The organism is Klebsiella sp. C360 (assembly GCF_048822415.1).
Lineage (GTDB): Bacteria > Pseudomonadota > Gammaproteobacteria > Enterobacterales > Enterobacteriaceae > Klebsiella > Klebsiella quasipneumoniae.
Genome location: NZ_JBMEZZ010000002.1, coordinates 346,305 through 359,195, shown reverse-complemented (window position 1 = coordinate 359,195; position 12,891 = coordinate 346,305). Strand labels below are relative to the sequence as shown.

Here is a 12,891-nt window from a genome sequence, read left to right as displayed (position 1 = left end):
AAAAATTTAAATATTGTTTAAATTTTAAGTTCTGTTTTGAGATCCGTTATAAAAATGTTTAATAAATGTATACAGCAAATCACTTTTTGTACTGGTGCGCTGGTAGATTCCGCGCTATCATCCCTGGTTTTGTGACAGACCGCACGGAAGCTGGGTCTGACACCGCTCCTCCTTTTTTTATAAGCTGCGAACTTTTTTTATGCCTCCAGTTTCTGACTCCGCCGCTTCCGGCAACCTGCGCACCATCCTCCGTTCTCCGTCGCTGCTGACGCGCGAAGCCCTGGCCGGCGTGCTCACCGCCCTGGCGTTAATCCCGGAAGTGATTTCGTTTTCTGTCATCGCCGGCGTTGACCCACAGGTGAGCCTGATTGCTTCCGTGGTGCTCTGTCTGGCGATGTCGCTACTCGGCGGACGCCCGGCGATGGTCACCGCGGCCGCGGGCTCAGTAGCGCTGGTCATTGGCCCGATGGTGCATCAGCACGGCGTGGGTTACATTCTGCCAGCCGTCATTCTGGCGGGTATTATTCAAATTTTGTTTGGTCTGTGCGGCATGGCGCGCCTGATGCGCTTTATCCCCCCGGCGGTGATGACCGGGTTCGTCAACGCCCTCGGGATCCTGATTTTCTTTGCCCAGGTGCCGCACTTCTGGAGCCGCCAGCCGCTCATCGTCGGCCTGTTTGTCCTGACGCTGCTTATCGTCCTGTGGGCGCCGCGCTTTATTAAGGCTATCCCGGCGCCGCTGATCGCCATCGTCGCGCTCACTCTCTATACCGTCACCACCGGCCAGCTGCTGCCGACCGTCGGCGATGAAGGCTCGATGAGCGGCGGCCTGCCGGGATTCACCGCCCTGACCGTTCCCCTCAATCTTGCCACGCTGCAGATTATCTGGCCGTGCGCCCTCAGCATCGCCTTTGTCGGCCTGATGGAGTCTTTGCTGACGGCTAAGCTGGTGGATGACCTGACCCATACGCCGTCGAATAAATCGCGGGAGAGCGCCGGGCTGGGTATCGCCAACATCCTCGCCGGCTGTTATGGCGGTATCGCGGGCTGCGCGATGATCGGCCAGACCATCGTTAACGTGGAAATGGGCAAAGCCCGCAGCCGTCTCTCTACGGCGATCGCCGGCCTGGTGCTGCTCCTGCTGGTGACAGCGCTCAGCCAGGTGATGGCGAAGATCCCGATGGCGGTCCTGGCCGGGGTAATGGTGATCGTGGCGGTGAAGACCTTTAGCTGGCACAGCATTCGCCCGGGCGAGCTGGCGCGCAATCCGTGGCCGGAAACGCTGGTGATGCTGGTGACCGTCGCCGCGACGGTGGGAACCAGCAATCTGGCGATTGGCGTGCTGGCGGGGATCGTCGCGATGGCGATCATCCCCCGCCGCCTGCGGGCAAAAGCGCAGGCTACATCAGAAACAGCGTCGCCAGCCCCAGAAAAATAAAGAAGCCGCCGGTGTCGGTGATAGCGGTGATCATCACGCTGGAGCCGACCGCCGGGTCGCGCCCCAGCTTCACCATGACCATCGGGATGATGACGCCCATCATCGCCGCCATCAGCAGGTTGAGCATCATGGCCAGCGTCATCACTCCGCCAAGCTGCGGATCGTCATACAGCCACCAGGTGATGCCCCCCATGATCCCGCCCCACACCAGGCCATTAATCAGCGCAACGCCCATTTCACGCAGGATCAGGAAGGTAAAGCTGCCGGGCTGGATCTGCTGCAGCGCCATCGCCCGGACGATCATGGTGATCGTCTGGTTGCCGGTATTGCCGCCGATCCCGGCGACGATCGGCATCAGCGAGGCCAGCGCCACCAGCTGAGAAATGGTGTGTTCGAAGCCGTCGATGACCCTGGATGCGATAAACGCCGTACACAGGTTGACCGCCAGCCACGCCCAGCGCGTTTTTACCGCCTTGCTGACCGGGGCGAAGACATCTTCTTCATCGCTCAGACCGCCCATCCGCCGCAGATCGTTGTCGGTCTCTTCATAGACCACATCGACGATCTCATCGATAGTCAGACGGCCGATCAGCTTACCATCGGCATCGATAACGGCGGCGCTGAGCAAGTCATCACGTTCGAAGGTGCGCGCCACCTTCTCCGCCTCTTCGTGCGGCTGAAAGGTGACCGGATCGCCCTCCATCACCTCCCCCACCCGCTTCTGCGCATCGTTGAGCAGAATGGTCTGCAGCTCCAGCTCGCCGAGCAGCAGCTTATTGCGGGTGGTGACAAACAGTTTGTCGGTGTTCTCCGGCATTTTACCGAGACGCCGCAAATAGCGCTGGACCGCCGCCAGGGTGGCCTCCGGCCGCACCGTAATGACCTCAAACTCCATGATCGACCCGACGCTGTTGTCGGCGTAGCGCATGATCTGGCGAATACGGGCGCGCTTCTCGGCCGGCAGGGTCGCCAGCAACCGTCCGGTCAGGTTGCGCGGCAGATGCTGCAGCAGGTAAACCTGTTCATCGATATCCAGCGGCTGCATCGCCTGCAGCAGCTCGTGGTCGCTCATCTTATCGATGAGGTCGCCCCAGACGTTTTCTGAGGCTTCCAGCAGCACTTCGCCGCGTTTATCGTCGGGCACCTGGCACCACAGCGCGGTGCGGGCGTCATAGGGGAGCGCTTCCAGCGCATCGGCGAGATCCGGCGGCGGCAGATGCGAGACCAGGATTTCCACTTCGGCCAGGTCATCGGCGAGCGTACCTTCATCGTAACGTTCTGCCAGCGTCAGTTTGCCCAGCAGCGCAGAGGTCACCGCTTTATCGGTGCTCAACAGCCAAATCAGACGGGCGCGCTCTTCGTCACGCAAGCGGGCGCTTTTTTTATGCAAAACGGACATCGGTCGGGCAATCCTTTTGAGAATAGTGAGCCGGCCTGCGGGCCGGAAGCCTTAAGCATAGCGCGAGGAGGGGGAAATAATAACCGTCAGCAATGTAGACGCTGAAAATTTCAGCGGCGCCCGGGCTTTCCCCGGGCGCGCAGCGTGAATCAGGCCGTGCGGGCCACCGCATCGCGGGAGGCCTGCGCCCGCTCTTCGCCGGTGAGCTCTGACAGCTGCCCGGCACGCATCTCCAGCAGGCGATCGGCGTGCTGGAAGTAGTGATCGTCATGGCTGATGGCGAACACGGTTTTCCCCATCTGCTTCATCAACGGCAGCAGGACCTGATAGAACTCGCGGCGGAAATGCGGATCCTGATCCGCCGCCCATTCATCCAGCAGAATGATATCCCGGGACTCGGCCAGCGCCAGCAGGAGCGCCACGCGCTTCTTCTGCCCTTTCGACAGCCGCAGGTCGCCGATCTTACCGTTTTCCAGCTGCAGCTTGTGGGCCATTTGCAGACGCTCCAGCCACGTTGCCACCAGCGCCGGATCGGCTTCCTCGCCTTGCGGCCCGAGCAGACGGTCGAACAGCCAGACGTCGGTAAACACGGCGGAGAACAGTTTGCGGTACGCCTCCGGTTTATCCGCCGCCAGCGGCTGGCCGTCCAGCAGAATCTGACCGGAAACCGGCTGATACAGGCCGGTCAGGAGCATCGCCAGGGTTGACTTGCCGCTGCCGTTGCCGCCGATCAGAAACACCAGCTCGCCGCGGTTTAGCGTCAGATTAAGCGGCCCTACCGCAAAGCGATGGTCCGGATAATGGAAAGTGACATCGCGTAGCTCCAGCGTCTGCCAGTCAGCCTGCGGCTGCGGCCGGGGGAAATCGGCCCGGTAAGGGGCGAGGGAGAACTGGCGCAGCTTGTTGAACGCGACCTGGGCGCTCAGCAGCGTGGGCAGCGCGCCGACGGCGGAGAGCAGCGGCGTGCGCAAAAACAGCAGCGTCAGGGAGTAGGTCGCCGCCACGGCGGTATCGGCCCAGCCGAGGCTGTTGGCCATCCAGAACACCAGCCCGATGGCGCCAAGCATCATAATATTCGACCAGTTGACCGCGCTGAGGTGGAAGGTATCGGCGCGAACGATGTGGTGCCGGTATTCACGGGCGTCCGGGAGGTAGAGCTGATTAAACACATACTCCGCGCGCTCGCGGTTGAGGGTCAGCTCTTTGCGCCCTTCCAGCACCGTCTGGTAGTCGTGATAGAGCTTATCTTCCGTTTCGCGCAGGCTGGCCATATGTCTGTAGACCCGCGACACCAGCACAAAACCGCCCCAAATGGTGAGCGCCATCCACAGGGCCGTCACCAGCATCATTTTTCCTGACAGCCAGGCCAGATAAGCGGCGGAGCCGAAGGTGAGAATGATCCCCTGCACCAGCTCAGGGAGGCGTACAAAGGCGATGGTAATATTGCGGATATCGCTGGTCAGCCCGGCAAGCAGCGACGCGCTGCCGATCTTCTCCACCTGTTCAATCTGGGTATCGAGGATGCGTTTCACAAACTCGCCGCGCAGGCGATAAACAAAATGATGGCCGAGGGTGGTCAACGCCAGCTGCGAGCCCAGGGTCACCGCCATCAACAGCCCCAGCAGGCCAAGAAATTCCGGCAGCACCCGCAGCGAGGTATCGACAGTGGCGATCAGGCGCAGGTTAATAAAGGCGATTAAGCCGATACCCAGCGCGGCGCTGAGCAGGCTGAGGGCAATAACGCCCAGAAACGGCCAGCGATACTGGCGCCAGACGAGAGAAAGAAGTTCCATAACAGGCTATCCGGAAAAGCAAAACAGCCAGCAGTTTAAACGGCTCACCGGTGACATCAAGAATAATTCTTATTTTAATCGCCGGGACGGCCCGCCTGCCGAAAGGTGAGGTTATATCGACAGTCTCCGGTCTCGGGATGATGGCCCGCTTTCAGCGGCTGAACGCCATGATAAAACAGGCGCGACTCCCCGCCCCAGACCACCACATCGCCATGTTCCAGCAGCAGCCGCTGCAGCGGGTCGCTGCGCTGCAACCCGCCAAACTGAAAGATGGCCGGCACGCCCAACGAGACCGAGACGATCGGCGCCCGCAGATCCTGTTCATCTTTATCCTGATGCAACGACAGCTTTGCGCCGGGCTGGTAGCGGTTAATCAGACAGGCGTCGGGGGAAAACCCCGGATAGCCGCCGGCCGCGGCTGCCGCCAGCGCCAGTTCACGGAATACGGCCGGCATCGGCGGCCAGGTATGATGAGTTACCGGGTCGACCGGGGCGTAGAGGTAGCCGTGACGATCGGTGGTCCAGCCCAGCCGGCCGCAGTTGGTCATCGCCACCGACATGGTGTACCCGCCCGGCGTGACCATCTGGCGAAACGGCGACTGACGGGCGACGTCGGCAATCGACTGCAGCAGCCCCGGAGCGCGCTCACGGGCAAAGCGCCGAAGTACCACCGCGCCGGGGGCCAGCGGCTCCTGCCACGGTGGGGTATCGCTAAACAGATCGAGCATTACTCCTCCTCTCGTTGCGCCTCGCGCGCCAGCAGCTGCGCTTTTCGCGCGGTTCCCCAGCGATAACCGGACAGCGCGCCATTCTCACGCACCACCCGATGGCAGGGAACGATCACCGCCAGCGAATTCGCCGCGCAGGCGCCGGCCACGGCTCTTACCGCCCGCGGCTGGCCAATATGCTCCGCCACCTGGCGGTAGCTGCGGGTCTCACCCGCCGGGATCTGCCGCAGCGCCTGCCAGACCTGCAGCTGGAACGCGGTGCCCTGCAGATCCAGCGGCAGCGACACCGGCCGCCGGCTGTCGTCGAGGTGGGCGAAAATCTCCGCCATCTGACGACGAAACTCAGGGTCGCCCTGGCGCAGCTCGGCGCGGGGAAAGCGCTGGCGCAGATCGTCGAGCAATGCAGCATCGTTATCACCCGGCAGCACGGCGCAGACGCCGCGTTCGCTTTGCGCCACCAGGCAGCGGCCCAGCGCGCAGTCGCCCGTCGTCCAGGTCACCACGGCGGCGGCGCCGCCGCGGCGAAACTGGCTGGCGGTCATCCCTAAGGCGGCATCGGCCTGGCGATAATAGCTGCTGCTGTCGGGGAAGCCGGCCGCCAGCGCGGCGCGGGTCACCGGTTTCCCCTTCTCCAGCGCCTCGCGCAGGCGTCGCGCGCGCCACGCCTGCTGCCAGGCTTTGGGGGTCATACCGGTCACGGATTTGAATAAACGGTGGAAATGAAACGGGCTGACCGCCAGCTCGCGCGCCAGCGCCTCGAGGGTCAGGGGCGCCTCCTGCTCCAGCAAGCGACAGGCCTGCGCCACTTTATCGATCCTTTGCTGCTGCGGGCAGGCTTTATCCGGCTGGCAGCGTTTGCAGGGGCGGAATCCCGCCGCCACGGCAGCAGCGACGTCAGCAAAAAAGCGCACGTTTTCCCGCCGCGCGCGCCGCGAGCGGCAGGAGGGACGGCAGCAGATGCCGGTGGTCAGTACCGCAAAGACGAACTGACCATCGGCCCGGGTATCACGCTCGCAGACCGCCTGCCAGCGGCGGTCATCGGTATCGGCAACTATCGGTTTCATCACGGGTCTCCTGCTGTAAGTGTATCCTCAGTCTGTGGTAAAGCCCGCCGCAAAAAACCCGCAATCTTGCTTTTTAATTTTTTTCGCCGACGAGGAAGGTACGGAACTGCGGCGACATCCAGGTTTTAAAGCCCTCCCCCTCTTTGACGATCATGTAGACTGCCAGCCCTTGCTCGCGCACCACCTGCTGCGCTTTTTCCGGCCCCAGCACCATCAGCCCGGTATCCCAGCCGTCCGCCTCCAGCGCCGTTGGCGCAATAACGGTCACCGAGACCAGCTTATGGGTTATCGGCTGCCCGGTCTGCGGGTCGATGACGTGTGAGATACGTTTCCCGTCGAGTTCATAGTAGTTGCGATAGCTGCCGGAGGTGCTGATGCCGTGGCCATTGATGTCGACAATCGCCTGAACGGCGTTTTCCCGGTCGGTCGGTTTCTGGATCGCCACCCGCCAGGGCTTGCCTTCGCCATTCATCCCGCGGCTGACCAGCGCCCCGCCCACCGACACCAGATAGCGGGAGATCCCCTCCTGCTCCATCAAGCGCGCAAGGTGGTCGGCGGCATAGCCTTCCCCCACGGTGGAGAGGTCGACAAACAGATCGGGAATGTCTTTTTGCAGGAACTGCCTGCCGCTCTGATTGATAACCTGCAGATGCTGCAGGCCGGTGCGCGCTTTCGCCGCGGCGATCGCCTGCGCATCCGGGGTGGCGACCGGCTGTTTATCCGGGCCAAAGCCCCACAGATTGACCAGCGGCCCCACGGTGATGTCCATCGCGCCGTCCGTTTTGGCGCCAATCCGCAGCGACAGGGTCACGATGTCCGCCATCGCTTCGCTCACCGGCCAGGGCCGGGTATCCGCCGCGTGGTTGAAACGCATCAGCGCCGAGTCGTTTTTCCAGGTCGACAGCAGGCGATCGTCGGCGTCCAGCTGGGCCTGAACCTTGGCGCGCAGCGCCTGGGCCTTTGCCTCATCCACGCCGATAACGCTGACCCGCCAGAAGGTGCCCATCGTTTTACCATCCAGTACGGTGGCCGTTGAGGCGGGTGTCGCGGGAGTGGTGGCTGAATCGCAGCCAGAGAACAGTACGCAGGCGCCCAACAGCGCGGCGCGAAAGAAAGTCATATCCATTAATCGAGGCTCCTCTTACCAGGGCGACAAGAGTATACCAGCGAGGTTAAACCAGACATAAAAAAAGGCGCCAGAGGCGCCTTTTTGTTATACAGCTTGCAACTTAGAACTGGTAAACCAGGCCCAGGGCAACCACGTCGTCGGTAGAGATACCAGCGCGACGAGTGAAGTCGTTTTCATCCAGCAGGTTGATTTTGTAGTCAACATAGGTGGACATGTTTTTGTTGAAGTAGTAGGTCGCGCCAACATCAACATATTTCAGGAGGTCCTGGTCGCCGTAGCCTTCGATGTCCTTACCTTTAGACTGCAGGTACGCCACGGACGGACGCAGACCGAAGTCGAACTGGTACTGAGCAACCACTTCGAAGTTCTGTGCTTTGTTAGCAAAACCGCTAATAGAGTCAGACTCTCCGTTGCCGCTGAAACGAGTTGCGTTGTAGGTCTGGGTGTACTAAGTCGCCAGGTAAACGTTGTTGGCGTCGTATTTCAGACCACCGGTGTAGGTTTCAGCGTTGTCACCACGGCCTTTATCCAAACGGTTCTGATCGCCGTTACGTTTGGAATGAGAGTACGCGAAACCAGCGCTGATGCCATCATAAATGTCATAAGTCAGAGAGGTACCGAAGCCGTCGCCGTTCTGTTTCAGAGCGCCACGACCGTTGTTGGTCGGAGAAGTACCTTCGCCGCTGACGCTGCCGTTTTTACCCTGGTACTGCAGAGCAAAGTTCAGGCCGTCAACCAGACCGAAGAAGTCAGAGTTACGGTAGGTTGCAACGCCGTTAGCACGGGACTGCAGGAAGTTGTCAGAACCGTAGGTGTCGCCGCCGAATTCCGGCAGAACGTCAGTCCAGGACGTTACGTCGTATACTACGCCGTAGTTACGACCGTAGTCGAAAGAGCCCGCGTCGCCAAATTTCAGACCGGCGAATGCCAGACGAGTCCAGGCCTGATCGCTGGAGCTTTCAGTGTTGTTCGCCTGAACGTTGTATTCCCACTGGCCGTAACCGGTCAGCTGGTCGTTGATCTGAGTTTCGCCTTTCACGCCTACACGCATGTAGGTCTGGTCGCCGTCGACGCTCTTGTCGTCAGAGAAGTAGTGCAGACCGTCAATTTTACCGTACAGGTCTAATTTGTTGCCGTCTTTGTTATAAATTTCAGCCGCATTTGCTGCGCCTGCTACCAGCAGAGCCGGTACCAGGAGGGACAGTACTTTAACTTTCATGTTATTAACCCTCTGTTTGTTATATGCCTTTTATTATGCCACTGCTTACTGATTACCCTTCTAATCAGTCGGCTATTTCATTGTGCTGCAAAATGCAGAATAATCCAACAAGAATATGATACTAAAACTTCTAAGATGTTTCAAAGTTCCCACAAGATGTTTCAATTTGTAAATGCAGCGGAACTTTTTTTCACCCCAAAATGGCCAGGGAAATACGCACTAATAATCAAAAAAATTATTTAGCCATTCAAAATCAATACGATATACAAAACCAAGCCTATAGCACTGAATGGTAAAACAAAATGATCATTGGTGACTAAAATAAGAGTCGCTATCATCATTAACTTTATTTATTACCGTCATTCAGTTCTGAATGTCTGTTTACCCCTATTTCAACCGGATGCCTCGCATCCGGTTTTTTTTACCCTTCTTTACACAACTTTAATTTATCTGTGCTACAGCCAATGATTCCCTAACGACTATTAATCAATCAATTAGGCCGCCTTTCGTACTTATTCTGCCAATGTCTTGTTATTTCGTGCGATTCTTCGCTTTTGTTTCTGCCAATATCGTCAGCTGTCAGCCTTGCGGACGCGGTTTCATTTACGCTTCGTTTCTAAGATAATTCCTGGGCGGTATCGCGCCGCTGGCGCCAATCTGTAGTATGGATTTACGCCATTAGCCTTTATACTGCCTGCAGCATCTTTTTTGTTGCCAGTTACTCTGGCGCTACATCCTGTTTACAAACAATGATGAGTCGTTCAGCCACAAGATGACCCCGAAAAAATTCTCTCTGATCCCCGGCAACATCAGCCGCTTCTTCATTTTGATGGTTATTGTCCTGCTGGCGACGATGGGGGTGATGATTCAAAGCGCCGTCAATGCCTGGCTGAAAGAGAAGAGCTATCAGGTGGTTGATGTCTCTCATGCCCTGCACCAGCGCATTGATACCTGGCGCTATGCCACCTGGCAAATCTACGACAATATCGCCGCCACCTCTTCCAACACCGCCAGCGGCGGCCTGCAGGAGACGCGTTTAAAGCAGGACGTGTACTATCTGGAGAAGCCCCGACGTAAAACCGAAGCCCTGATCTTTGGCTCCCACGACAGCTCGACCCTCGAGATGACGCAGAAAATGTCCGATTATCTGGATATTTTATGGGGTGCGGAGACCATTCCGTGGTCTATGTACTATCTCAATGGTCTGGATAATAGCCTGATTCTCATCTCCACCCTGCCGTTGAAGGACCTCTCCTCAAGCTTTAAAGAGTCAACCATCAGCAGCGTGGTGGAATCCCGGCGCGCGGAAATGCTGCTGCAGGCCAATACCCTTGATGAGCGCGAGACCTTCTCGCCGCTGCGCCATCTTGCCTGGCAGAACGCGCACTACTTTACGTTACGTACTACCTTCAATCAGCCAGGACACCTGGCGACAGTGGTCGCCTTCGACCTGCCGATTAACGATCTGATCCCGCCGGGCATGGCGCTGGACAGCTTCCGTATCGAGCCTGATCCCTCGCAGAATGTTGCCGCCAGCCCCGAGAAAGAGGCTAGCGATCATATCGGGATCACCTTCAACGGCATGCAGATTGACATCGCCACCGACATCAGCACCACCGGTATGCAGGTGCTGTGGACGGTCCCGATGAGCACCATGCTGCTGGAGTCCCTGCAGAACATTCTTCTGCCGCTGCTGCTTAACATTGGCCTGCTGGCGCTGGCCCTGTTCGGTTTCGCCACCTTTCGGCATTATAAAGGACGCAGCAGCGCCTCGGGCGCCGGGCTCCCCTCCGCCGCCAATAGCGAACTGCGTTTACTGCGCGCCATTAATGAAGAAATTGTGTCTTTGCTGCCGCTGGGGCTGCTCGTCCACGATCAGGAAGCCAACCGAACGGTGATCAGCAACCCGATTGCCGACCATCTGCTTCCGCACCTGAACCTGCAGAACATCACCAACATGGCGGACCAGCATCAGGGGGTGATCCAGGCCACCGTCAACAACGAACAGTATGAGATCCGCCAGTATCGCAGCCAGGTAGCGCCGCGCACGCAGATCCTGATCATCCGAGACCAGGACCGCGAAGTGCTGGTCAATAAAAAGCTCAAACAGGCCCAGCGCTTGTATGAGAAAAACCAGCAGGGCCGGGCGGCCTTTATGCAGCATATCGGCAGCGCCCTGAAGCAGCCCGCCCTGAACCTGGCGGCCGAGGCAGCGGCGCTCGACGGCGCGGAGAACCGGACGCTGGCGCAGCATGCCGATGAGCTGGTCACACTGATCGATGACATTCAGCTGGCTAACCTGCTGGAAAGCGATGCCTGGAAAACCAGCCAGTCGCTGTTCTCGGTGCAGGAGCTGATCGACGACGTCGTACCGGAGGTGCTGCCGGCGATGAAGCGCAAGGGGCTGCAGTTGCTTATCAATAACGCGCTGCCTGCCGGCGAACAACGCTATGGCGACCGTGAAGCGCTGCGGCGCACGCTGGTGCTGCTGATCCAGTATTCCGTCACCACCACGCCGATCGGCAAGATCACCCTCGACGTCTGCCAGGAAGAGTCGGCCAGCGATCGCCTGACCTTCCGCATTCTCGATACCGGCAACGGGGTCTCGGCTAACGAGATCGACAATATGCACTTCCCGTATCTCAATGAGACCCAGAGCGATCTGTACGGCAAAGCGAACGCCCTCACCTTCTGGTTATGTGACCGCATGACGCGCAAGCTGGGCGGGCAGTTGACCATCAAAGCGCGAGAGTCGCTGGGGACTCGCTATAGCCTGCATCTGAAAATGCCGGCCAGCGAAGAGGCGCCAGAGGCGGGAGAACATCTGCTGGATGACGTTATCGTCCTGCTGGATGTGACCTCCAGCGAAGTGCGGCGGATTGTCACCCGCCAGCTGGAGAGCTGGGGGGCGTCCTGCATCACGCCGGACGATCGGGCGACAAGTCAAGCGTTCGATCTGTATTTAACGGATAATCCGTCTAATCTTACTGCTTCGGGCTTGCTTTTAAGCGATGATGAGGTTGGGATACGCAAAATCGGCCCGGGCCAACTGCGGGTCAACTTTAATATTAGCACGGCGATGCAGGAGGCTATCCTGCAGCTTATTGAGCAGCAGCTGGCGGAGGAGGCGGTTCAGCCCGCCACCTCAGGAAACGAGAGTAACGCCGAACTCCATGCCAGCGGCTATTACGCACTGTTTGCCGATACGGTACCGGATGATGTTCAGAGATTGTATACTGAAATCGAAGCGGGCGATTTTGCTGCTCTGGCACAAACCGCCCACCGCCTCAAAGGGGCATTTGCTATGCTTAATCTGATACCCGGCAAGCAGTTATGTGAAACGCTTGAGCATCTGATTCGCGAAAAGGATGCGCAAGGCATAGAAAAATATATCAGCGACATTGACGCTTACGTCAAGAGCTTGCTGTAGAAGGTAGCCTTATACATGAACACTATGAACGTAATTATTGCCGATGACCATCCGATCGTACTGTTCGGTATTCGTAAGTCACTTGAGCAAATTGAGTGGGTGAACGTCGTTGGCGAGTTTGAAGACTCCACGGCCCTTATTAACAATCTTCCGAAGCTGGACGCCCATGTGCTGATCACCGATCTGTCCATGCCCGGTGATAAATACGGCGACGGGATCACGCTGATTAAATACATCAAGCGCCACTTCCCGGATCTGTCGATCATTGTTCTGACCATGAACAACAACCCGGCGATCCTCAGCGCGGTGCTGGATCTGGATATCGAAGGGATCGTCCTCAAGCAGGGGGCGCCGACCGATCTGCCAAAAGCGCTGGCCGCGCTGCAGAAAGGGAAGAAATTCACCCCGGAAAGCGTCTCTCGTCTGCTGGAAAAAATCAGCGCCAGCGGCTATGGCGATAAACGCCTGTCGCCGAAAGAGAGCGAAGTGCTGCGTCTGTTCGCCGAAGGCTTCCTGGTGACCGAGATCGCCAAAAAGCTTAACCGCAGCATCAAAACCATCAGTAGCCAGAAAAAGTCGGCGATGATGAAGCTGGGCGTCGAAAACGACATCGCCCTGCTGAACTACCTCTCCTCCGTCTCGCTGAGCGCGACGGACAAAGAGTAACCCTACGCTCTCTCCGTCTCGCCCC

At 58.5% G+C, this 12,891-nt stretch carries 8 protein-coding genes and 1 pseudogene; 3 read left to right on the top strand and 6 right to left on the bottom strand.

Going from position 1 to position 12,891, the window contains the following annotated elements:
* The first annotated feature begins 199 nt into the window (after positions 1-199).
* Positions 200-1,438: a SulP family inorganic anion transporter gene (locus ACOI7D_RS07770; protein ID WP_023290476.1), complete on the top strand. Its 1,239-nt coding sequence runs from the start codon at positions 200-202 to the stop codon at positions 1,436-1,438.
* Here the strand turns inward: ACOI7D_RS07770 and mgtE are convergent.
* The 6 genes and pseudogenes from mgtE to ompK36 form a co-directional block, all read right to left on the bottom strand.
* Positions 1,401-2,837 carry a magnesium transporter gene (mgtE, locus tag ACOI7D_RS07765; protein ID WP_023290477.1) on the bottom strand — a complete coding sequence of 479 codons (1,437 nt, stop codon included), beginning with the start codon at positions 2,835-2,837 and terminating at the stop codon, positions 1,401-1,403. The genes ACOI7D_RS07770 and mgtE overlap by 38 nt on opposite strands.
* A 149-nt stretch (positions 2,838-2,986) precedes the next feature.
* Positions 2,987-4,630 carry a multidrug ABC transporter permease/ATP-binding protein gene (locus ACOI7D_RS07760; protein WP_109547096.1) on the bottom strand — a complete coding sequence of 548 codons (1,644 nt, stop codon included), beginning with the start codon at positions 4,628-4,630 and terminating at the stop codon, positions 2,987-2,989.
* Positions 4,631-4,704: 74 nt separating this feature from the next.
* Positions 4,705-5,358: a DNA oxidative demethylase AlkB gene (gene alkB / locus ACOI7D_RS07755; protein WP_023290479.1), complete on the bottom strand. Its 654-nt coding sequence runs from the start codon at positions 5,356-5,358 to the stop codon at positions 4,705-4,707.
* The gene (gene ada, locus ACOI7D_RS07750; protein WP_048297916.1) at positions 5,358-6,422 is read right to left on the bottom strand and encodes a bifunctional DNA-binding transcriptional regulator/O6-methylguanine-DNA methyltransferase Ada; all 1,065 of its coding nucleotides are present in this window, start codon (positions 6,420-6,422) and stop codon (positions 5,358-5,360) included. Before ada ends, alkB begins: the two co-directional genes overlap by 1 nt.
* A 73-nt stretch (positions 6,423-6,495) precedes the next feature.
* Positions 6,496-7,548: an FAD:protein FMN transferase ApbE gene (gene apbE / locus ACOI7D_RS07745; RefSeq protein ID WP_023290481.1), complete on the bottom strand. Its 1,053-nt coding sequence runs from the start codon at positions 7,546-7,548 to the stop codon at positions 6,496-6,498.
* A 103-nt stretch (positions 7,549-7,651) separates the two neighbouring features.
* Positions 7,652-8,770, bottom strand: a pseudogene (gene ompK36 / locus ACOI7D_RS07740) (porin OmpK36).
* A gap of 772 nt (positions 8,771-9,542) precedes the next feature.
* On the opposite strand from ompK36, the gene rcsD reads away from it, so the two are divergent.
* Together rcsD and rcsB are read left to right on the top strand one after the other, a co-directional pair.
* The gene (gene rcsD, locus ACOI7D_RS07735) at positions 9,543-12,200 is read left to right on the top strand and encodes a phosphotransferase RcsD (RefSeq protein ID WP_064157264.1); all 2,658 of its coding nucleotides are present in this window, start codon (positions 9,543-9,545) and stop codon (positions 12,198-12,200) included.
* A 15-nt stretch (positions 12,201-12,215) separates the two neighbouring features.
* On the top strand, positions 12,216-12,866 hold the full coding sequence (gene rcsB / locus ACOI7D_RS07730; protein ID WP_002913007.1) for a response regulator transcription factor RcsB: 651 nt from the start codon (positions 12,216-12,218) through the stop codon (positions 12,864-12,866).
* Positions 12,867-12,891 lie beyond the last annotated feature (25 nt).